We start from the raw sequence: 22,938 nt of genomic DNA on the forward strand, positions 1-22,938 counted from the left end.
TTCTTTAAACTCGTTTTTTTATGGTGTTATTAACGCCATTCAAAGATAAATTTGATTAAAATAAGGTTTAATCAAATCTACTGAATAAGAATAATTCTATCTATGAGTTTCTAAAACAATGAGATACCCTTAGTTGACTTTTAAAATTTTTTCTTGATTTAAAAGTATTAAAATAGCCCGATTATTACAAGTGTTAGATAGTGCTGTTGAAAAAGAACTTAAGTTTACTTGTGGTAGGGTTAAAGCTAAGATGAATATGGAAGAAGTCAAAAAGTGTCGACTTTGTATGAACTCTTTATCGAGTATGAATATTATCCTAAAGATAAAAGAAAAATTTATCTTGAGAGTATTTTATGTCAAAGGAGAACGGTTTATTTAGCAACAAGAATTGATCTCTGAATTAAGTGTTTTTCTCGTTACTTGTGAGTTATTAATTTCAGCTTTTTATACCAGAGGTCTTGATGTTTACCTCTAATATATTTTTGCAAACTTTAACCGATGCTATTGATTAGTTTACTTGAGACAAGAGGTTTCTATTTTTAAAATATATTTTATTATTTAATCATTTTGTCTCGAATCTTTATTTCGTTAAACATGTTTCAGTATCAATGTTCCATTGGGAATAAAAAACAGCTAGAGTACTTGTTGTTTATATTGTTAGTTAATGGGATCTTCTTCTGTTGTTCATAGGGTAAAAAATCTATACCAAAATATTTTTATCAATAATGTTTTTGAGCTGGCGAACAGGTAAAAATATTGAATTTAATCACGCTGTTTTCTGTTTTATTACGAAATGTAGATAAAATTTAAATTACATATTTTAATTGTTTTTGTTCTTTTTTTTTTGTGTTAGCTTATTTCCAAAATATTAGTATTGAAGAGTGTTTAGATTAAATAAATTGTTGTTAGATTGTTCTTGTCTCAACACTAGTCATATATAAGTGTCAGCTGTATTAAAACTAAAACTAGAGGAATGACTAAGATGAAATACATTGAACGTTTTTTAAAAAAAGCAGTAGAGCACTATTATACGCAAGTAGTCGCATGTCCTGAAAGTAGAGTTTGGTATCATAACCTTTACCAACAATTAGAATCTGGCGGTGAAGTTCCTGATCTTGACACATGTCGGGGTAAATTGAATGATGAGTGGATAGAACCTTTATTTGATAAGCACCAAGATGACGAAAATCGACATGCTCAAATGTGGTTAGATTTGTTAACTAAACGTAATACTTATAACCCTGATGATATACCTGGTTGGGCAAATACTGTTGCTGCTTTTTGTAATCGTGGCTGGTTGGCAACCGTTGATAAGCTATCAAAAGATAAACCTATTCATCAATCTGAATTGATTACGATGTTTGCTGGAATACATGCATTAGAGCACTTGGCAATAGGCCGTTTTCAACTTATGTCAGATTTACATCGAGAAATAGATCCTGAAATTTCTCAACTTTTAGATGTTGTTATAAAAGACGAAAAATTTCACCAGGCTTATACTAAAGAAGCTGTTTTAAGGTTAGGAAAGCGCCATAACTGCTTGGAGTTCGCAAAACAGTGTCTTGATGAAGGCGTGGTTGCTTATCAAAAATATGCACTTTCCTTAATGCCTAATTATGTTGATTATTTGGGTAAAAAAGGAAAAGGAGCTAAGTTCTCAAGATGGTTTTTAGTTCTTAACCAATTGCTAAAAGTCTATAAGTTCTTTAAACCTCAACTAACTGAGCCACCTGCATTACCAAAACACATTGCTCAAAAAGTTGCTGAGGTAGAACAGCGAGCAAACATGCCTGCTATGCAAATGCAAGGGGCATAAAATAAGGAGCTTCTGATATTGCATTTTTTGAGACGTTATTTAAAAGATAAATGGCATAGGTTTCATGAGTGGGGAGTAACTAAAGAAGAGTTACAACTCACTTATCCGTGTGATCGTGTCCCTAATTTACCTAAAACGGTTTATTTTAGAGGTATTGATATTGCTACAAGCGTAGAACAAGTATTTCCGTGGTTATGCCAAATGAGAATTGCACCTTATAGCTACGATTGGTTAGATAATTTTGGTAAACAAAGTCCGCAGCACTTAACTCAAGAATTAACAAATTTAGAACTAGGTCAAATTTTTATGACAGGGTTTAAATTAGTCGACTTTGAAAAAAATAGTCATGTAACGATTAGAAGTCGTGATGAACTTGATTGGTGGATGCGTGTTTTTGGTGATCTTGTGGTAAGTTATTGTCTATTTCCGGTAGATAAATCCAGTTGCCGTTTAGTGGTTAAGTTAAGGCTTGCTTATCCTACAGGAGCTATAATGAGAGTGTTAATGAAAATGTTATTACCACCAGGTGACACTTTCATGATGCACAAACAAATATCAAACTTCAAGCGATTGTCTGAAAATCAATTGAAAGCTAGTAATTAAAAGAAAGTAAAGATAGGTTTCTAAATTATAGTTGTGTAACCTCAACATTTTTATCTAAAGCTAATACCATTGGCCGGAGGATTTTTCCTTTTCCTCCACATTCGGTAAACTGAGTAACTCCCAACATAAGCAATGTTTTTATACTTTGGCTCCAAAGAACAGGTGAGGTGAGCTGTTCTTTTAAGTTAGCTCTAAGAACTTCAGGATCTTCAATCGGTTTGGCTGCTACGTTTTGTACTATTGGGCATAAAGGACAATTAAATGGTGTTTCATCGACAGCCTGGTTAAACGCTTTACTGGCAGGTTCCATTAATGGCGAGTGAAAAGCGCCCCCAACGGGTAGCTTAATAGTCATTTTTGCACCTGCTTCTTTCAGCAGGCTAATTGCTTTTTCAACTCCAATAACTGTCCCGGAAATGACTAGCTGGGAGGGCGTATTGTAATTGGCTGCGACAACAACTTCACTCTTTAATTCTGTACAAATTTTTTCAATTTGTAGGTTGTCTAAGCCTATTATTGCAGCCATAACTCCTTCTGAGATTTTGCAGGCCTGTTGCATTGCAATCGCTCTTTTATGGACAAGCTTTAAAGTACTTTCAAATGAAAGAACACCTGCAAAAGCTAATGCTGTTAATTCTCCTAATGAGTGTCCTGCAACATAATCTGGAAAGTTTTCTTTATTTTGTTGCGAAGCGATATATGAATGGATAAAAATAGCTGGCTGTGCAATGTTCGTTGCTTTCAATTCTTCTGCATTGCCGTCAAACATTATATCTGTAATTCGAAAGCCTAAAATGTCATTAGCATTTTCAAAAAGGTTTTGAGCGAGCTTATGTTTGTACATACTTGCCCCCATTTCAACAAACTGTGATCCTTGTCCGGGAAACAAATAAGCTTTCATTACTCAGTCCTCTTAAATAAAAATGCCATTGCGCTCACTGAGGTTATATTAAAAACATTTAATTGTCATTAAATAATTTTTTGTTTTCAGTTGAATTGAAATTTATAGATGATTGTATGTCGAAATTAATCTGAGCAAATGTTTTTCTTGTATTTGGTTTGCATGCTTAGGTATTTGGCTTTTGATAATGTTAATAAGTGTTAATGGTTTTTAATGAATTATGTTTTGTTGTTGTAAAGTCAATAATGTGAAATATTTAAATGAGACAATTCTTTGTTTGGGTTGTATGTTTAGTTTGTAACGAAGCGTGAAAGTTAGAGTGTCGTTTATTAATTTTTAAACCTACTGTAACTTAAATCTTCCTATGAATAGGTTGGTTTAAAAAAAATAAATGTCGATAAAAAAATAAAATGATAAGCGTGTAGCAAAAAAAATAATTGTTAAATTGAATTGACAAGATTTTTGAGATATTGAAAAAAAATTGTTTGTAATTGTGTTGCTTTGGAGAATGATGCTATGTAATATCTCGAGAGTGATTTTTTAGGGTGACTAAAAAACACGAACGATTGAATAGTAATTAACGGGAAGTTAAAGTAGGTTTTTTTGTGGATCATTTAAAAAAAACATTAGAACTTGATATGAATCATGTTCGCCTCGGAACAATGGATGAATATAGTTTGATGACTTTATTTGGAAGTTGTCATAGTCAGTTTTTAACGAATGATCTCAATAACAAGCCTAGTGAAATAAAAGATGTTAAAGGAAATGTATTATACCCTGCCTATTTTATGACTCATTTAATTGTGCCTGTTGAAAGTGCATTATCATCTTTTTCTCTTTGGGATAAAATAGAAGTTGGTGTTGTTTGTCGTCGTTATGGCGATACTATTTTAGACTCTCAATATTTTGCAGAAGCAGCTGAACAACAAGCGCCAAGTATTACTATGGCGGCGAACAGTTTATTTATTTTAGATCCATCCATTTATCGCTCGCATACAAAACAAGTTTCTGTTCCTCAACCAGAACAGATAGTTGAAATGGAAAAAATAACAGAGCCTCCCGCGTCTATAAGAGAAGCAGCTTTAGTTCGTACGGTAGGATTTGAACAACTTAAACAGTTTGATTTCGAAGCAACGCCATATCAATATAAGCTTGAGTCACACCGTGATACAGACCCTGGTCACCCGTTAGTTTTTTCAAAAATGCCATCGTTAATGGAACTGTCGGAAAGAGAGTTGTTACGCGAATATACTAGAAATAAAGCTTCAGAGAGCATTTTGGATGCTGTTTCCTTAATGGAAAGAAAAACCTTTTATTATGGTAATGCTTTTTCTGGTAGCGAGTTAACCATTTATTCAAAAGTTAAAGTTAATCCTTGTTCAGAGTCTTTGTGGAAAGAAAATCCAAGATTAGTTTACTTATGCAAATTAACATTTCAATCAGAAATTTATGAGAATGGTGAACTGATTGCTATTTCCTGTGCTGAAAAAGTTATTGTCCATGAAATACGACATCAAACTCAGATACAAGATACCAAAAGGCTGTTCAACCTTGGTTGTATCTAATAATTAATTTATAGGTAAATATTATGAGTCAGGTTTTTGAGGTTTTAAAAAAATCAATCGTAGCAATTCAAGAACAACTGGGGTATCAAAAATTAGAAGTTCTTCCTAATTCAAGTTTATTAAATGATCTTGGCTTTGCTTCATTAGATATAGCTCAATTAGTCGCTATGATGGAAAAAGAATTAGGCACAGACCCATTTTCTAAAGGGGCGACCCTAGATCAGGTAAACACTGTAGAAGATATGGTTAACCTTTATGCATAAAAGCCAGTAACTAAATGTTGAACGTTGTGTAAATTAAATGTGATTTAACTCTATATAGAAAGGATTGAACAAAATGGGTCTGATATTAGAAAGAATCAGTGAGTTTAAAGAAAAAAACTTTATAACCCATCAAGGAAAGCATTATAGCTATAAGCAGGTTGCTATGGATGTGCACACTTGGTTAGAAAAGTTTTCAAACTTAGGCCTTAAGTCCGGTGATGTTGTTTCTATTGTTGGTCAATTTTCATTGAATGTCACCTCTCTGTTTCTAGCTTTAATAGAAAATAATAATATTGTTGTACCTATTGATGATGAAGCACAAGAAGATATTGAAAAAAGACATAAAATTGCCGGCGTAAAATACTCATTTAAAGCTTCTCAAAATGAATTGTTAGAGTGCTTTAGTGTTGGGCAAGAAAGTCAACATGTTTTGTTGGAAGAGTTACGAAATAATAATAAAGCTGGAATTATACTTTTTACCTCTGGTAGCACAGGTGAAGGTAAAGCAGCCGTTCATAGGTTTGATAAGTTAATAGCTCGATATTTAAATACTAAAAAACGTAAACCGATTAATGCAATGGTATTTTTAAAGTTTGATCATATTGGTGGTGTAAGCACCATGTTCTCAATATTGATGAATGGTGGTTGTATGACTTCTGTCGAAGAACGAACGCCGGAATCTATTTGTCAATTGATTGAAAATGAAAAAGTTGAAATTTTACCGACAACACCTTCTTTTTTGAATATGTTGATTATGTCAAAAGCATGGGAAAACTATAATCTTTCGAGTCTTAAAGTTATAACTTATGGAACAGAACCAATGCCTGAGTCAACATTAAACACTATGGCAAAGTTATTTCCAAATATAAAGTTAAAGCAAACTTATGGCTTGACCGAATTAGGTATTTTTCCAACTAAATCAAAATCTAATGCATCAACATTTATGTCAATCAAAGAAGGTAAAGAAGGCGATGTAAGAATTAAAATAAAAGATGATATGCTATTTATTAAATCAGATATGGCAATGCTCGGTTATTTAAATGCTCCGTCACCTTTTGATAAGGATGGTTGGTATAACACCGGAGATAAAGTTATTGTTGATGGCGATTATGCCAAAATACTTGGCAGAGATAGTGAAATTATTAATATTGGCGGTGAAAAAGTTTATCCTTCTGAGATTGAAGGAGTGCTATTAGAAATGCCAAATATTAAGAATGTAGTTGTTGATGGAAAAAGTAGTCCAATTACAGGTCAAATTGTAAGAGCCATATTTGAATTACATGAAAATGAGGATGTGAATTCTCTAACTCGAAGAGTTAGAGAATTTTGTCAAGATAAAATAGAAGGATTTAAGATCCCCAGAGATATTGAAATATCTGATCAAGGTCTAGTTTCTAGTCGATTTAAAAAAATTAGAAAAAATATTACTAAACATCACTCCAAAAAACTTCTTGAGGCATAAATGAATGAATAATAAAACAATTATTATTAGTGGTGGTAGTACAGGCTTAGGGTTGGAAATGAGCCAGTGTTTATTAAAAGAAGGTTATAACATTAGAACTTTTAGTCGTAACCCAAGTGATGGAACTCAAACCTTAGAAAGTGTTTATGCTGACTCAAATCAATATAGCTGGTGTTCTTTAGATTCGACTAATTATGAAGGTTTAAAAAACTTTGTTAATCAAATAGAAGAAAATAATGAACAAATAGTTGGTTTAGTCAATAACGCAGGCATTAACCTAGATCGTTTATTAGCGACTACTTCTGATGATGAGTTACACAAAGTAGTCGCTGTTAATTTAGAGTCATTAATGGCTCTAACTCGCATTGTAACCCGAGTGATGTTACAGACGGGCAATGCATCAATTATAAATATCAGTAGTGTTATTGGTCACAGAGGCATTAAAGGTACTTCAGTTTATAGTGCTACTAAAGCAGGTGTTGTTGGCTTTACTAAAAGTTTAGCCAGAGAGTTAGGCGTTAGGAATATTAGAGTGAATGCTTTACTACCTGGGTATATTGAAACAGATATGACCCATAATATGGCTGAATCTAAAAAGGCACAAATAATACGTCGTACACCATTAACTCGAATGGGGAAAGCTTCTGATATTGCTAGTGTTGCAAAGTTTTTACTTTCTGCCGAGTCCTCTTTTATAACCGGTCAGGAAATTGTTGTAGATGGTGGACTAACATGCTAGATGAATCTTTACTAATGACCTTAGAAAGTATAAAAAAACAAATAAAGACTATGTTTTGTCAGCATATGAACTTATCACTAGAAGAAGTGACTGATGATGACTCTTTTTTTTCTTTAGGTTTAACATCATTGATTCATGCAGAATACTTTAAATCGTTATGTCATAGCTTCGGTGAACTTCCTAGTACGGTATTGTTTGAGTACCCTAATTTTAATCTACTGTCTGAATATCTTTGCGAGCATGTTCAAAACTTAGTTGTTGATAGTGGGAATAATGAATAACCAGTGGTGTACTCAAATATGACTCAGCAAAATAATGATATAGCCGTAATTGGAATTGGTTGTCGGTTTCCTGGCGCAAACCGAGGTGATGTATTTTACCAAAACTTAATTGATAATATTGATTCGGTAAAAGAAGTTCCTAGCAACCGATGGGATGCTCAAACTTTATATTCAGAAAAAAAACAAGCAAATAGACTGTCTTCAATGTGGGGCGGTTTTATTTCTGATGTTGACAAGTTTGACTCTCGTTTCTTTAAAATAATTCCGAGTGAAGCAGAGCAAATTGATCCACAGCAGAAACTATTTTTAACTACAAGCTGGGAAGCATTGGAAAATGCTGGTTATGCAAGCCAGAAAAAGTTAACCCATAAAAAAGTTGGTGTTTATGCCGGTGTAACCTGGAATGAATTTTCACTCTTAGCTAATGAATATGGGTATATTCAAGACAAGTATAAAGGCGCAGGTTCATTATATTGGGGAATACCCAATCGTGTATCGTATTTTTTTGATTTTAAAGGTCCTAGTCTTGCTATTGACACTGCATGCTCTTCATCTTTAGTAGCCGTTGATTTAGCGTCAAAAAGTTTATTGTCTGGTGAATCTGATATGGTACTTGCGGGAGGTGTCAATTTAAATCTTCATCCTGCTAAATACTTATTTCTTTCCAGTGCTAACTTTTTATCCAGTGAAGGTAAGTGTCGTGGATTTGGAGAAGGTGGTGACGGGTATGTACCAAGTGAAGGTGTTGCTGTTTTAGTATTGAAACGACTTGCAGATGCTGTGTCTGATGGCGATAGAATTCATGGCATCATTAAGGGAATTGCAACTAATCATGGAGGGAAAGCTACAGGTTACACCGTACCTAACCCTATGGCACATAAAGAGCTAATACAAACCGCAATGCAGCGGGCAAATATAATACCTCAAGATGTTAGTTATGTGGAATGTCATGGAACAGGTACTGATTTAGGTGATCCTATTGAAGTTGCTGGTTTGCGTCAGGCTTTTGAAGCCTCAACCAAAGAAAAACAGTTTTGTGGTATAGGTACGGTTAAGTCTAATATTGGGCACTGTGAGGCAACCGCTGGTATTGCCGGGCTAATTAAAGTTTTATACAGCATGAAAAAACAAACTTTACCTGCCACATTACATGTTGATACACCCAATAAAAAAATAAAATTTGAAAATACACCTTTTTATTTAGTTGATAAAAATAAGCTTTGGTCTAACGGTGAAAAAACATTAATTGCCGGGCTCAGTTCTTTTGGCGCTGGCGGTTCTAACTGTCACTGTATTCTTGAGTCATATCGTTCAGATGATAAGAAAAGAGTTGTATCAAAAACTCAATCTTTTTCTCTTCCTATATCATCGCATAATGAAGAGCGAACAAAGGCGTATTGTAAAGAGTTGTATCAGTTTTTAAGCCGTATAGAAAATAATGATCTATCTGATATTGCTTATACATTAATGCAAAAAGAAGAGTTTGAACATAAAGTCGTTTTTATTGTTGAAAATAAATCACAGTTGACTTCACTATTAAGTCATTATGTTGAATCTGAATCAATTGATAATGTTTTGGTTTCAAACGAAATTAATTCTACATTTAGTCATAAAGATAGTTTAGTGGAGCAAGCTTCTCGCTGGATAAATAATAATGTGTCGATTGAAACACTTAATAATTTTGAAAGCGCTAGGGTTGTCGATCTACCAACCTATTGTTTTGAACCAAAGCGCTCTTGGATTCATGATGAAAATATACTTTATCAAAAACCAGTTATGTCAAGTCAGGCCGGAGCAAATAAAAAACGATTACATCCGCTAATTGATAATAATACTTCTACCTTATCTAAGGGCATTTTTAATAAAATATTGTATCGTACAGAATATTACGTTGATGAACACTGGATACAAAATTACCCTGTTCTTCCAGGTGTATGCTTAGTTGAAATGGCTCGTTCTTCGGCTTGTTTGTATTTAGAATCTGATTCAATTGAAATCTTTGATGTCTGGTTTTTAGAGCCTGTAAACTTAAGAGATAATGATTCAATTGCTTTAGAAGTTAATTTATTCCAACAAGCAAATGAATTTAGATTTGAAATTTTTTCTAACAAAAAGACAGTCAAACACGTAACAGGTAAGATACGTTTTATAGACGCTATGCAAAAAAATATTGCATCCATCAGTATTAGTACAATTAATCAGCAATGTGAACGAACGTTAACTACTGATGAAGTGTATGCTAATTTTGCACAAACAAAAATAGTGCAAAAGGGACGTTTTAAAGTTATTGAAGAATACCGTTTTAACCCAAAGCAAGCGATAGCAAAATTAGTACTATCTAATCAGTTTGATAATCAAGATGAGTATGGCATTAATCCAACTTTATTAGATGGTGCAGTCCAAACCGCTATGACTCATTTATTCTTAATTAATGGAATGCAAGGAACTGTTTTGCCTTTTCAAGTGGGCTCATGTATTAAATATAGGGCCATGACTTCTATTGTGCATGTTTTAGCTACTTTGAAGAATGCTGACTCAAAAAAATATGACATTATTGTGTGTGATGAAAAAGGTAATATGCTTGCTCAGATTAATGGTTTTGTTTTACGTGTTTTTCATGATAAAACAATTGAAAATAATTTGTTTTTATTTTCTCAGTCACTCAATGAGCTGCCTGCATTAAAAAGTAGTCATTCAATAAAACCTGGGCGGCCAGCTTCTATATTATTACCACTGTCTGGTCAATACTCTGACGTAGATATGCCCCAATATTGGCGGCGTATTGTTTGGGATCGAATGGCTCAGGAGAGCAGCGAATATATCCAGGACGAACCTAAAAAACAACTACTTAGTTGGCTCAATAGCTCAGTACATGCTACACCAAGAATAGTACTGATGATTGATGAAGGCTCGGCTGACCAATGTATCAATGATGTTTACTCACATATTAAAAGTCAAGCATACCGCTTATTTGAATTAGGAAAGTTTTTAGTTTTAAATAATCGAGTGGCAGAAGTCATTGCTTGTGTTGTTGGTGAACATGGTATTGCAAAAGCACTTACTTCAGCAACTTTAGCTTTGTTTAAGTCTTATAACCTAGAAATATCTAAATTCAGATTTCGTGTTATTAGCGTTTCGCCTGAGCAATTGCTACAACCAATTGAAAATCTTATTTTATCTGAAGCTGAAGATCTTGGGACTGAGTCTCTCATTACTTACCAGCAAGGAAAGCGCTATTCTTTAGTAAATAAATTGGTCACTCAGGATTTTGCTAAACCAACTGAAAAACAAACCTGGTTAATAACAGGGGCTGGTGGCAGTCTAGGTCAGCTAGTTAGCCAACATTTATTAAATAACGGACATAAAATCGTTATGGTAGGTCGATCGCCTCAAAGCGATTCTCACCGGAAAAATTTTAATCACTACACAGACCAACAGTGCGCTTATTTTCAGGTTGATCTAACTAATTTACTTGAAACAAAAGAAACTATTGAAAAAATTATCACAAAATTTGGTGATTCATTTGGAGTTATCCATTGCGCAGGTCGAGTATCAGATGCAGCCTTAATTAACAAAGAATGGACAAGTTTTGAAAGTGTATTAGATGCAAAAGTAAAAACATTGCTTAATTTATGTGAAAGCTTAAGCAATTATAATGTCAATCGGATCGTTTTGTTTTCATCAATCACAGCATTAATGGGAAACCGAGGACAAACTGATTATGCTTTTGCTAATGGATTACTCGATTCAATTAAGCCGTTAATTAATAAAATGATGTCAAGTAGCCCTGTCGTTTGCGGTGTTAATTGGCCCTATTGGGAAAGTGGTGGAATGAAAGTCACCGATGAAAATTTAAACGGATATATAAACCATTTTATGAGTTATCCTCTGCCTTCTAGTAAAGGATTAGAGCTGTTTGATAGTTTGTTAGTTAATGGTTCTCGTTTTTGTGCGGCATTATTTTCCAATACTTCTCTTGATGTTTTAAATACAAAAATGGCCTTAAAGCCTATGCCGATACTCACTTCTGCTAGTGAACCATTACCAATAAAAGAGTCAGATAACTCGAATTTAAATGCTGAAGATGAAGCGAGTAAAAAAAGTGAAATAAAAAACTATTTATTCTGGATTTTTGACCATTATTTAAAGTTAGAACTAACTGATGATGATTTAGAATTAGAGTTATCAGAACTAGGCCTGGATTCAATTGCTCAAATGGATTTGATAACCCATATTGAAAAAGAAAATCGATTCAATGATATTTCACAGACGCTTTTACTTGATTATCCAACGCTATCTAATTTAATTAACTTTTTTTATGACCATCATAGAAAAGCAGACTATAGCGTACAGGAGTCGTGATGGAATACAAAAGTAATCGAGTTTTAGTGACTGGTCTTGGCGTAATTTCGACGCTAGGTAATAACGTTGATTCTTTTTGGAAAAATTTATTGAATGGTCAATGTGGACTTGTCCATCAAAAAATCTTAGATAAAAAAGAAACGCCATTTAAATTTGGTGGTTATATTGGTGAGTTATCAGCTAATGAAAATCTAGATCCTAATCAGTTCAAAAATTATGATCGCTCAGTGCAGTTAGGACTAAAAGCATCTGCGCAAGCAATTGTAGATGCAGGGCTTTCGGGAATTGATAAAGATGAATTCACTGTAGCTGTAGTGATGGGAACAACTTGTGGAACAAATGATTCTGTTGAATCTGATGGTTTTGATGAAAAATGGTTCAACGGTAAGCTAGAGGAATGCGAAACTGAATCATTTGAAAAATATGGACATGAACTTATTGCTAATACTATTTCAAAAACTTTTGGCTTCTGTGGGCCTTCCTATGTCGTAGGAACCGCTTGTGCTTCAGGTAATCATGCTATTGGTGAAGCTATTAATCTGATAAAAAATGAACAAGCAGATATTGTTTTATGCGGTGGTTCGGATGCATTTACCATGCTACCTACATTTGGTTTTTACGCAATGAAATCGCTAGCAACAGAAAAGTGTACCCCTTTTCAAAAAGGTCGAGAAGGAATGATTCTTGGCGAGGGGGCTGGGGTTCTAGTTTTGGAGTCAGAAGAAAGTGCTAAAAAAAGAGGTCGACCTGCATTAGCGGCGTTAGATGCTTGGGCACTAAATTGTGACGCAAAAAACTTTGCAGCACCGATTGATAGTGGAGAAAGGTGTCAAGAGTTAATTGAATTATGTCTTAAAGAAGCTCAATTGAAACCCGATTCAATTGATTATATTAATGTTCATGGAACGGGTACAGAAATGAATGATTTAATGGAGGCAAGAGGTATCAACGGCGTTTTTAAAAGTACTAAGCAAAATTTACATGTCAGTTCAATTAAGGGAGCTCTCGGACATACATTAGGTGCTGCTGGTGCGTTAGATGGTATTACTTCGGTGTTAAGCATTGCTAATGATTGCATTCCTCCTAATGCTCCAATATCTAAAAAAGATGAAAATATAGATTTAAATATTACGACAGAACCTGTTTTTACCTCTGTTAACAAAGTTCTATCCATATCGTTTGCTTTTGGTGGTTGCAACGTAGCTACTTTATTTTCGAAGGTTTGATATGAATAAGAATAATAAAATTTGTATATCAGGTATTGGAGTGGTTTCTGCGCTTGGTGAACAAATAGAATCGCACCATAGTATATTAAGCCAAAGAGAAATGGCTAATCAGCCGTATGATTTTAAAAATTTTAAACCGGCTAATTATATTAAGCGACGTTATTTAAGACCATTAGATGAGGTAACAATTCGTAGTATTTGCATGGTACAAGCTGCATTAAATGATTCTGGTGTTGATACAAATGAACTATTAAGTAACCGAGTTGGGCTTGTGTTAGGTAGTGTGTTTGCTGGAATAGGATGCATTTTTGATTTTAAGCAAACTTGTTATGAAGGAAAGAAAAATAATTATTTAGGTTTAAGTCCATTGTTCTTTCCGGGAATTGTTTTTAATTCTGTTTCTGGACAACCGGCTATCGAGTTTGGATTTACAGGCCCCAATACAGTGGTGAATTCTGGTCTCTCATCTGGTTTGCTTGCTATTGCTAAAGGTGCTGAATATATTCGAGCTGGAAAAGCTGACGTAATGATTGCTGGTGGAACTGAAATGATGCATCCTTTTATACAAAGGAAATTCCAGTTAGAAAAAAATAGCAATAAAATAAAAAGTTTAGGTTCAAGTTTTTCTTTAGGTGAAGCAACCTGTCTTTTTGTGCTTCATCGAGATGATGACAAACGGTTTGCAATGTCTAATCGGTACGCAACCATTGAGTCTTGGCAATATGGCTTTTGTCCAGAAAACCTTAATTCAAACACGCTAAAAAACGCTATGCATAAATGTCTAAAAGGTGCTGACTTAGAGTCTTTGTCTGCGATTGTTACCGATAGTTATCCTGGTTCACCAGTCGCTAAAAGAGAATTGGATAGCATTAATGAAATTGTTTGTGATTTAGCTATACCATTATTAAATAATAAAAAACTATTTGGCCATACTTTAGGTGCTAGTGGAAGTTTGAATTTGCTTCAATCGTTATTGCACTTAAAAAATAAAAAGTTAATGAATGAAAATACTATTGGTAAAGATACTAAAAATAAAAGCGTTTTAGTGAATTCAATCGATCCTGAAGGTAATTTTGCCTTAATGTCATTAAAGTCGGTAAATATAAATGAATGAAAATAATAACCCTATTGCTTTTGTAAGCGGAGGTTCTAGAGGTATAGGACGCGCTGCTGCTGTTAAGTTGGCTGAAGATGGATTTGATATTGCCTTTTGTTATCACAGTAATAGTGAAGCTGCGAATATTACTCGGCAACTCATCGAAGAAAAAGGTCGTCGATCTTATAGCGTCGCTTGTGATGTCAGTGATTTTGACGCGGTTAGAAATATGCTTGAAGATATAGAAGAAAATTTTGGTGAGTTTTCGGTAGTTGTTAATAATGCGGGTATTAATGCTGATGCTCCGTTGGCTTTGATGGAACCAGAAAACTGGACAAAAGTGATTAATACTAATCTTAATAGTGTATTTAATGTTTGCCGTTGCGCAGCTATTTCATTTATTCGACAAGCCCATGGTTCAATCGTTAATTTGTCTTCAATTTCCGGCGTTTTAGGTAATGCTAGCCAAACTAATTACTCTGCCGCTAAGGCCGGTATTATTGGATTTTCAAAATCTTTAGCCAAAGAAATGGGGCGTTATGGCGTTAGAGTCAATGTGGTGGCTCCGGGCTTAATTGAAACGGATATGATCAGTGGAATGACCGATAAAGCTAAAAAAGATATCGAAAAAAAAATATTACTTAAAAGAGTTGGTACTGTTGACGACATTGCTAATGCAATATCATTTTTATGTTCAGATAAATCAAGTTATATGACCGGTCAAGTATTACAGATTGATGGTGGTTTACGCGTTTAAACAAAATATTGGAGAAAATAATGGAAGCAACAATTAATGCAGAGCATATTGCTCACTTAAAAGAACTTTTAACTGATGTTTTAGATTTAGAAGAAGAATTTTCGGATACTGACCATTTCATGGAAGATCTAGGGCTGAGCTCTTTAATGGGATTAGAAGTCATGGTCGCTATGGAAAAAGAGTATGGTGTTAAATTCAAAGAAGCGGATATAAAAAATTTAACAACCGTTGAAAATGTTTATAAAGCTTTGGTAGAGAAGAATGCAAACTTCAACTAGTCAAGCTATTCATTTACCGTACCCAATGAACTATCACTTTCATCAAGGTGAAATTTCATTGACGGAAAACTCTGTTATGGCAGAAAGGTTGTTTGATGAGAGTGAACTTGTATTTGAAGGGCACTTTCCACAGAACAAAATACTGCCTGGAGTAATGTTAATTGAGTATGCATTATATTTAGGAGAAGTGTATTTAAAAGAAACTAATGATATACGGCTGCTTTCTGAAGTTGTTAGCGCTAGATTCTTATCTCCTGTAACTCCAGGTATGAAAGTCGTATGCCAATGTGATTTTACTGACAATAAAGATGTTTTATCTATGAAGTCAACATTATCTTACGGAGAAGTGAAGTTTGCTAAAGTTAAAGTGAATTATTCAAGGAGGGACTTATGAATGCAAATGAAATAAGACATTTGTTACCGCATCGTTACCCTTTTTTAATGGTTGATAGTGTGATCAGTCTTGAAGAAAAGGTTCAGTGTGTTGGTATCAAAAATGTTACTTTGAATGAGCCTTGTTATCGAGGTGTCACTGATGCGACAGAAATTAATGATTTACGTTATCCCGTTTCTCTACAAATAGAATCTTTTGCTCAAGTTGGCGCATTGTTGTGTATGAAAAGCAGAGAGAATATTGATGTTGATGTTGATAATGTCATGTTGGCTGGCTCTGTTTTAGGTGTAAAAATACAGCAAGATGTTTTTCCGGGAGATGTTCTTGAACATCATGTATCAATTATTAAAGAGCTTGCTGATACCGTTGTGATCGGTGGTGAAATAAAAGTAAAAAAAGCGGGCAGTAAAGAGTCTTTGACCGCTGCTTTAGTTGATAGCGTATTAATTGCAATAAGGTCAAGCCAAAGTTTGTTTGGATAGTTAGGAGATTGTTCATGAGTAAAGTCTTTATAACAGGAATCGGTGTTGTATTTCCAGGTGGAAATAATGCAGAGCAGTTGTGGCAATATATGCTTGAGGAAGCAACTCAGCCTGTTAAGGGCTTTGATATTTTTTCTGATCGAATTGCTAATCGTTATATCTTTTCTTGTGAAGATGTTAATGAAAAAAATAGTCATGGTAGAACAGAAGAACTGGCAATGAATGCTGTTCATCAAGCAATTAAAGATTCACAGCTTGGGGATGAAATAAAGTTAAGAGGAGGCTTATCTATAGGAACAACAATGGGAGATGAGTCTGAATTAGAAAGTTCACGTTTTGAAGATGGATTTGAAAACGCAAAAAAAGATTTTCCTTTTCAAATGTCTTCAACTATCGCTAGCAGTTTTGGCTTGTGTGGCCCGAATCTGACAATTAGTAATGCCTGTACCTCTGGTTTATATGCGATTGATATGGCTGCTGAGTCAATTCGGCGTGGTGATGCTGACTTAATGATTGCTGGTGGTGTAGAGTCCTCTTCTAGAATTGTTTTGTCATGTTTTAATCGTTTAGGGGCCTTGGATGAGGGAAAATGTCGTCCATTTGATACTGAGAGAAAAGGAACTGTTTTAGGTGAAGGGGCTGCGTTTGTTGTACTTGAATCAGAAGAAAGCATGCTTAAACGAGGATATAAAAACTACTACTGTGAATACAAGGCTTCAGGATGGAGTTGTGATGCGCATCAGCCAACTGCACCTGAACCTGGAGGAGAGCAAATTGAAAGAGCTCTGCGTGAAGCGCTTACTTCTAGTGATATAAAAGCAGATGAAATTAATTGTATTTTACCGCATGGTACTGGAACACCATTAAATGATGCATTAGAAGTTTCGGTATTAACTAAAATTTTTGGTGGTAATGAAAAGCTACCATATGTTACTGCAATTAAATCTCGTTTAGGACACAGTGGCGGAGCTTCTGGTGCATTTTCTATTGTTGTAGCTTGCTTGATTTTTAAGCACAAACTATTACCAACAACGGTCAACCTTGAATCAAAAGAATCTAGTTTTGAATTTCCGATCCCTATCGATGAACCTATTCATTTAGATGCTCATAATATTTTGGTGAATGCTTACGCATTTGGAGGTAATAATATTTCGGTTGTGGTGGGAAGATAATGAGTATTTATATTACTGGTGTCTCCCCAATGATACCTAACATTAAAAGTAGAAGTGAATTAACAAATTTTGATGTTAATCAGAAAATGTCATTAGTTGAGCATGACTGGTTTGATCCTAAAGTTGATTTGGGAGGCCGAGGTTTTCGATATTTTACTACTTCAACTCAATATATGTTGGCTGCGATTAAAAACTTGCCTGAACATAACTGTGAACTAAGTGATGAAGCAAAAGGCATTATTATTGGTAGCAATAGTTGCACACGAAAAGTTTTAGATGAAATGGATAAAGCGATTATTGAAAAAGGGGCTGAAGGCATTAATCCTATGCATGCTCCTTCATTTTGTGCCAATGTGGCTACAGGCGTATTATCAATTAAAAATAAAGCGAAAGCATTTAATATTACACTAATGAATCCGATGACTGCTGGCTTAGAAGCGATTATATATGCCAAAAATGCTTTACTTAATGGTCGGGCCCATTATGCGATTGCAGGAGCTATGGAAGATGTTAGCGAATTTAATTTAAATAAACATTATACCGTTAAAACTATAGGGGGAGCTTGTGCAGTTGAACTGGCTTCAACAAATGACTTAGCAAAAAATAATAATGAATATTTAAGGATAGTAGAAGCAGCAAGTACCTTTATTCCATCTGCTGATTGCAATAATGTTGAAACAATCATTAGAAATATTTTAGAAAATCAATTGCTACCCATTCTATCAAAGAGAAATATTCAAAAAGTCCATCTATCTAAATTAAATGATTCTCATAGTGGTCGAGTCGCTAGAGTTCTTCAAGATATCTGTAGTCAATTTGATATTCAATTACCAAAAGATGAAGTTGAAGATACACCGCTAGGCTGTTTAGATGCAGTGATTAAACTGTCAAAAAGTTATTTGGATAAAGAAAGTGCATTGTGTATTGCTATTAGTCCGACAGGTCAGCTTTCATGGGTGGAAACAGAATATTCTAAGTCAGGAGATAAATAATTATGGCTGCTAAAAAGTGGTGTCTCATATTGGGTGTTTCAAGTGGTATTGGACAAGCATGTGCACGTTCATTGAGTAAAGATGGTTGGAATATCGTTGGTTTGCACTTTGATATTTCAGAAAGAGAAAATGAGATTGAAACACTCAAAAAAGAGCTTGAAAAAAATAGTGAGCAGGTGGTGTTTTTTAATCGAAATGCCGATAGCAAAAAGGAACGTCGTGATATTGTAGAGCATATAAAAGATTTGCTAAAAGGAGATACGGTTGATCTAATGTTGCATTCTTTAGCATTTGGTACTTTATTACCATTTATCAAAACTGAAGAGGTCGAGAGTGTTATTCAAAAAAGCCAAATGGAAATGACTTTATCGGTTATGGCGCATAGTTTAGTTTATTGGACTCAGGATCTTTGGGAGTCAAAATTGATTAAGTCTGGAGCAAAAATATTTGCAATGACAAGTGGTGGCAGTGTGATGTATTCACAAAACTATGGAGCAGTATCTGCTGCAAAATGTGCACTAGAGTCTCATGCTAGACAACTTGCTACAGAGTTAGCGCCTCATGGCATTATGGTAAATACCATTCGCGCAGGTATTACCGATACGCCTTCTTTAAAGAAAATACCAGAATTTAAAGCACTTATTGAGCGTGCAGAAACCTTTAATCCTCATGGTCGATTATCAACTCCTGAGGATATAGGAGAAGCATTATGTCATCTTAGTAAAATGGAAAGCTCTTGGATGACAGGGAATATTATTAATATTGATGGTGGAGAAATTCTTACCATTTAATTTTACTCAACTTTTAATACTATTTTTAAACACAACTTAAACCTTTAAACAGGAGACTAAAATGTCAGTAGCAGAAAGAAATGAAGAAATCAAAGAAATGGTGTGTGAGATTCTTGAAATTGAAGAGGAGGAAATTACAGAAACAAGTCTTTTTAAAGAAGATCATGATGCAGATTCATTAAGAGCCATTGAAATATTGGCTAGTCTTGAAAGGAATTTTAAGGCAAAGATACCTCAAGATGAATTAGTTCGCATGGTTAATCTTAAAGGTATTTATGAAGTTGTTGACGAATTTGTCGCGCAATAATTCATTCGTTCAAATGTCGTAGCTAATTTGGGGATAATATAAATTGATATGAACACATCAGATAAAAAGCGTGTTGTTATAACAGGTCTTGGCGTGGTGTCCAGCATAGGAGTTGGTTCTGATTCTTTTCTCAGTGCACTACAAAATGGCGTCACTGGTTCTTCAGAAGTTCAGTCTTTTAATACTGATAAATTCCCGAGTCATATTGGATGTGAAGTTAAAGGTTTCGATACTAATTATTCAATTGAAAATATAGAGATTGAAAATTTAGGCAGAAGTAGCCAGATGGCTATAGTTGCTGCTCATCAAGCATTGGTTGATAGTGGTCTGTCAAAAGAAAAGCTGTCAGAAGAACGATGTGATGTGGTCATGGGAACTACAGATGGTGAGTCAGCTACCTTTGATGAGTTTGTTTTAGAATACATTGCTCAGCCTGCTGCGTCATTTGAACAACTACCCCAATTGATTACGGCTGAAGCCATATCGGACTCGGTTCAACAAGCTTTTAGTTTAAAGGGCGATTCAGTTGTTCTTGCAACGGCTTGTTCTGCTGGAAACTATTCGATTGGATATGCTTTCGATAAAATCTCATCGGGTGAGGTTGATATTGTTATTTGCGGAGGAAGTGATTCTCAATGTTTAAAAAACTTTGGTGGTTTTTATCGAATTGGTGCATTAGCGCCAGAAAGTTGTTCTCCTTTTGATATTGATAGAAAAGGTATTTTACCTGGTGAGGGTTCAGGTGTTTTAGTTTTAGAATCTCTTGATAGCGCCAAAAAAAGAAACGCAAAAATTTATGCTGAAATTTTAGGGTATGGTGCAAGTTGCGATGGTCATCATGTTATGCAACCCAACTTAGATGGAATTATTCAATGTAACCAAGATGCATTAGAACGATGCAATGTAAAAGCTGAAGATGTTGATTATATTTGTGCTCACGGCACAGCTACTGCAATTAATGATGTCGTTGAAACGGCGGCTATGAGATCTATTTATGCGGAAAATATGCCTCCAATGAGCTCTATTAAATCAATGTTGGGGCATACGATGGGGGCAGCTAGCGCGCTTTCAGCAATAGCTTGTACACTAGCCATTAAATATGATTTTTTGCCACCTACGGCCAATTTTAAGACAGTCGATCCTGAGTGTGATATAGACTGTGTACCTAACAAAGCTAGAAATGCATCCTTAAACGTAGTTCAAAATAATGCATTTGCATTTGGTGGAAACAATGCAATTGTCCTATTGAAACGATTTACAGACTCGATGGAATAATAAATATGCGATTATTTATTCATGATTGGACTACAGTTTCGCCGATAGGTATCGGTAAAAAAGAATTTATAAAGTCAATTAATCAAAAATCACTAATAACAAAAGCACCTTTAAGTGAACCTGTTAATTTTGATAAGTTTAATAAAAAAGTTCACCTTGGTAAAAAAGGGGTGAGAAATATGGATGACTTAGGTGCGTATGCAACTACCGCCTCTCAACTATTAGTTAATGAAAATTCTGATGCTTTTGACGATAAGTCCAAAGTAGGTGTCATCCTTGGAACTGCAACCGGCAGTATTAAAAGTCAAATTGACTTTATTAGAGATATTCACGAACAAGAAATGATTGAATGGATTAATCCTATTCAATTCCCTCAAACTGTAATGAACTGTGCAGCAGGGCAAGTGAGTATCTGGCACCAATTTACTGGTGTTAATACAACAATATCTTCTGGTTTTCACTCTGGAATTTCTGCTATTGAATATGCGAATAATTCTTTCTGCCAGAAAAGAATAGGTTTTGCGCTAGTTGGTTGCGTTGAAGAGTTTAGTGCTTATTCAAATGCTATATTACCTAAGAAAAATGCTTTGTCAGATAAGCATAAAGTTGGCGAAGGCTGTGCCATGTTTTTGCTGAGTGATGAACATTTATCTAAGCATGATACAGAAATAATAAAAGCTAAAAGGTTATCATATTTCAATCGTTTGTCTTTTAATGAAAAGTTAGATGAACTGTCAAGCCTGATTCAACAGTCGTTAGTTCAACAAGGATTTGATAATAATCATTCAATTAATGTTTGCTTTAATTGTTTTTCAGATGATGAACTGTTTTTTGTTAAAGAAATCTGTAAAAAATTATCTTTTAATAAAGTTGACTTGCTTTGCTCTAATAATTATGTAGCTGATTGCCTCTCTGCGACTAGTGGAATGCAAGTTGCAATTTTGTTAGCTCATCAGAGTATAAGTAATAGTGCAAATAAATATGGCTTGACAGTTACTTTTGACCCTTCTGGGAGAGTCGGAATTTTAATATTAAAATATGGAGAAAAATCATGAGTATCGGTATAACCGGTGTGGCGGTAAAAACGTGTATAGGAAATAATGTTGATGAATATTATCAAGCCTTGTGTCAATTGAAAGATGGTAATAGTCCTCTAAAAGCTTTTGATGAAGATAAATTTAATACCAAACATGCGTATGAAATAGATGATAGAAAAGAGTTAGGTGAGCGTCCATATCGTGCGAGTGAATGGTTACAAGAAGTTGTTGAACAAGCTATTGAAACTGCTCACCTTGATTTATCAAACAAGAAATGTGCCGTTTTTGTTGGTACTGGATTAAGAGAGTTACGTTCGGTTGAGTTGTGGCACAATAAAAAAATGCCGATAAGTATGGAACGTTTACATTTTGGTAAAGCGGTAACAAAAAACTTACCAGATAACATTCAGGTTTATACTTTTTGCAATGCTTGTTCTGCCTCTAACTTTGCGTTAGGTATGGCGATGGATATGTTAGAGTCTGGTGAATTAGATTGTGCAATAGCTGCTGGCACAGACTCAATTACAGAAAGCATGTTCGGCTTGCTTGATCGAGTTAACCCTATGAATCCACAAAGTTTGCGTAGTTTTAATCAAGATCGGCGCGGCGTTATTATGGGAGAAGGTGCCGCGGCAGTTGTCTTGGAAAAAAATCCTGTCAAGCCTAAAGCTTGGTTAAGAAGTGTTGGTTTTTCTTGTGATGCGTACCAAGACACAGCACCAGAGCAAAGTGGCTTAGTAACAGCAATGAGTGATGCCAGTCAACGTTCGAAAATTGCTCCTGCCGATATTGATGCGTTATTTGTACATGGCACAGGAACAATATTAAATGATGAAGTGGAATTGGCGGCAAGTAATCAATTTTTTAGTGATAAAACGAATGACCTTTTCGTTACTGGTGTTAAACCTAACATAGGACATACTTCAGGTGCTTCTGGTTTAGTCAGTGTTATTACTGCAATTATGAGTTTACAAAATAATGAAGTGCCTCCTATTTTTGGTTTAGAAAATCCCATTGAAGGTAGCACACAAATAAAGCTTTTAGCGAAATCAATTTCGGCTGAAACAATACAGAATATCCAAGTTAATGCATTTGGTTTTGGTGGTGTTAATGCTGTAGCAGTTATATCAAGGAGCTAA

The 22,938-nt window shown here is 34.7% G+C and carries 22 protein-coding genes; 21 read left to right on the forward strand and 1 reads right to left on the reverse strand.

What is annotated here, in order from left to right; translation table 11 throughout:
• Nucleotides 1-982 precede the first annotated feature (982 nt).
• Together ACT5E3_RS08795 and ACT5E3_RS08800 are read left to right on the forward strand one after the other, a co-directional pair.
• Entirely contained in the window at nt 983-1,816 is an 834-nt protein-coding gene (locus ACT5E3_RS08795; RefSeq protein ID WP_444997935.1) for a ferritin-like domain-containing protein, read from the forward strand.
• 18 nt (nt 1,817-1,834) lie between these two features.
• On the forward strand, nt 1,835-2,419 hold the full coding sequence (locus ACT5E3_RS08800) for a hypothetical protein (RefSeq protein ID WP_444997936.1): 585 nt from the start codon (nt 1,835-1,837) through the stop codon (nt 2,417-2,419).
• Nucleotides 2,420-2,444: 25 nt separating this feature from the next.
• On the opposite strand, the gene fabD is transcribed toward ACT5E3_RS08800, so the two are convergent.
• Nucleotides 2,445-3,320: an ACP S-malonyltransferase gene (gene fabD, locus ACT5E3_RS08805; protein WP_444997937.1), complete on the reverse strand. Its 876-nt coding sequence runs from the start codon at nt 3,318-3,320 to the stop codon at nt 2,445-2,447.
• Between the two features lie 605 nt (nt 3,321-3,925).
• Here fabD and ACT5E3_RS08810 point away from each other — a divergent pair.
• The 19 genes from ACT5E3_RS08810 (at nt 3,926) to ACT5E3_RS08900 (ending at nt 22,938) form a co-directional block, all read left to right on the forward strand.
• Nucleotides 3,926-4,885 carry a hypothetical protein gene (locus ACT5E3_RS08810; protein ID WP_444997938.1) on the forward strand — a complete coding sequence of 320 codons (960 nt, stop codon included), beginning with the start codon at nt 3,926-3,928 and terminating at the stop codon, nt 4,883-4,885.
• A gap of 23 nt (nt 4,886-4,908) precedes the next feature.
• Nucleotides 4,909-5,148: a phosphopantetheine-binding protein gene (locus tag ACT5E3_RS08815; protein WP_444997939.1), complete on the forward strand. Its 240-nt coding sequence runs from the start codon at nt 4,909-4,911 to the stop codon at nt 5,146-5,148.
• Nucleotides 5,149-5,221: 73 nt separating this feature from the next.
• Nucleotides 5,222-6,610: an ANL family adenylate-forming protein gene (locus ACT5E3_RS08820; protein ID WP_444997940.1), complete on the forward strand. Its 1,389-nt coding sequence runs from the start codon at nt 5,222-5,224 to the stop codon at nt 6,608-6,610.
• A 4-nt stretch (nt 6,611-6,614) separates the two neighbouring features.
• The gene (locus ACT5E3_RS08825) at nt 6,615-7,349 is read left to right on the forward strand and encodes an SDR family NAD(P)-dependent oxidoreductase (RefSeq protein ID WP_444997941.1); all 735 of its coding nucleotides are present in this window, start codon (nt 6,615-6,617) and stop codon (nt 7,347-7,349) included.
• A complete protein-coding gene (locus ACT5E3_RS08830; RefSeq protein WP_444997942.1) occupies nt 7,343-7,630 on the forward strand; it encodes an acyl carrier protein in 288 nt (95 codons plus the stop codon). Before ACT5E3_RS08825 ends, ACT5E3_RS08830 begins: the two co-directional genes overlap by 7 nt.
• Nucleotides 7,631-7,648: 18 nt before the next feature.
• A complete protein-coding gene (locus ACT5E3_RS08835) occupies nt 7,649-11,992 on the forward strand; it encodes an SDR family NAD(P)-dependent oxidoreductase (RefSeq protein WP_444997943.1) in 4,344 nt (1,447 codons plus the stop codon).
• Nucleotides 11,992-13,218, forward strand: coding sequence for a beta-ketoacyl-[acyl-carrier-protein] synthase family protein (locus tag ACT5E3_RS08840; RefSeq protein WP_444997944.1), 1,227 nt, complete (start codon nt 11,992-11,994; stop codon nt 13,216-13,218). Before ACT5E3_RS08835 ends, ACT5E3_RS08840 begins: the two co-directional genes overlap by 1 nt.
• A gap of 1 nt (nt 13,219) precedes the next feature.
• On the forward strand, nt 13,220-14,332 hold the full coding sequence (locus tag ACT5E3_RS08845) for a beta-ketoacyl synthase N-terminal-like domain-containing protein (protein WP_444997945.1): 1,113 nt from the start codon (nt 13,220-13,222) through the stop codon (nt 14,330-14,332).
• Nucleotides 14,325-15,071 carry a 3-oxoacyl-ACP reductase FabG gene (fabG, locus tag ACT5E3_RS08850; RefSeq protein ID WP_444997946.1) on the forward strand — a complete coding sequence of 249 codons (747 nt, stop codon included), beginning with the start codon at nt 14,325-14,327 and terminating at the stop codon, nt 15,069-15,071. Before ACT5E3_RS08845 ends, fabG begins: the two co-directional genes overlap by 8 nt.
• Nucleotides 15,072-15,091: 20 nt before the next feature.
• A complete protein-coding gene (locus ACT5E3_RS08855) occupies nt 15,092-15,349 on the forward strand; it encodes an acyl carrier protein (protein ID WP_444997947.1) in 258 nt (85 codons plus the stop codon).
• Complete coding sequence (locus ACT5E3_RS08860; protein WP_444997948.1) at nt 15,333-15,743, forward strand: hypothetical protein; 411 nt, start codon at nt 15,333-15,335, stop codon at nt 15,741-15,743. Before ACT5E3_RS08855 ends, ACT5E3_RS08860 begins: the two co-directional genes overlap by 17 nt.
• The gene (locus tag ACT5E3_RS08865) at nt 15,740-16,225 is read left to right on the forward strand and encodes a hypothetical protein (RefSeq protein ID WP_444997949.1); all 486 of its coding nucleotides are present in this window, start codon (nt 15,740-15,742) and stop codon (nt 16,223-16,225) included. Before ACT5E3_RS08860 ends, ACT5E3_RS08865 begins: the two co-directional genes overlap by 4 nt.
• A gap of 14 nt (nt 16,226-16,239) precedes the next feature.
• Nucleotides 16,240-17,397 (forward strand): beta-ketoacyl-[acyl-carrier-protein] synthase family protein, encoded by a 1,158-nt coding sequence (locus ACT5E3_RS08870; protein WP_444997950.1) that lies wholly within the window; start codon nt 16,240-16,242, stop codon nt 17,395-17,397.
• The gene (locus ACT5E3_RS08875) at nt 17,397-18,389 is read left to right on the forward strand and encodes a beta-ketoacyl synthase N-terminal-like domain-containing protein (protein ID WP_444997951.1); all 993 of its coding nucleotides are present in this window, start codon (nt 17,397-17,399) and stop codon (nt 18,387-18,389) included. The genes ACT5E3_RS08870 and ACT5E3_RS08875 overlap by 1 nt, the downstream gene beginning before the upstream one ends.
• 2 nt (nt 18,390-18,391) lie before the next feature.
• Complete coding sequence (locus ACT5E3_RS08880) at nt 18,392-19,180, forward strand: SDR family oxidoreductase (RefSeq protein ID WP_444997952.1); 789 nt, start codon at nt 18,392-18,394, stop codon at nt 19,178-19,180.
• A gap of 61 nt (nt 19,181-19,241) precedes the next feature.
• Nucleotides 19,242-19,487, forward strand: a complete 246-nt coding sequence (locus tag ACT5E3_RS08885; RefSeq protein WP_444997953.1) for an acyl carrier protein — start codon at nt 19,242-19,244, stop codon at nt 19,485-19,487.
• A 48-nt stretch (nt 19,488-19,535) separates the two neighbouring features.
• On the forward strand, nt 19,536-20,762 hold the full coding sequence (locus tag ACT5E3_RS08890) for a beta-ketoacyl-[acyl-carrier-protein] synthase family protein (RefSeq protein ID WP_444997954.1): 1,227 nt from the start codon (nt 19,536-19,538) through the stop codon (nt 20,760-20,762).
• Between the two features lie 5 nt (nt 20,763-20,767).
• Entirely contained in the window at nt 20,768-21,817 is a 1,050-nt protein-coding gene (locus ACT5E3_RS08895) for a beta-ketoacyl synthase N-terminal-like domain-containing protein (protein ID WP_444997955.1), read from the forward strand.
• Nucleotides 21,814-22,938, forward strand: a complete 1,125-nt coding sequence (locus tag ACT5E3_RS08900) for a beta-ketoacyl-[acyl-carrier-protein] synthase family protein (protein WP_444997956.1) — start codon at nt 21,814-21,816, stop codon at nt 22,936-22,938. The genes ACT5E3_RS08895 and ACT5E3_RS08900 overlap by 4 nt, the downstream gene beginning before the upstream one ends.

Source organism: Aliikangiella litoralis (assembly GCF_052495765.1).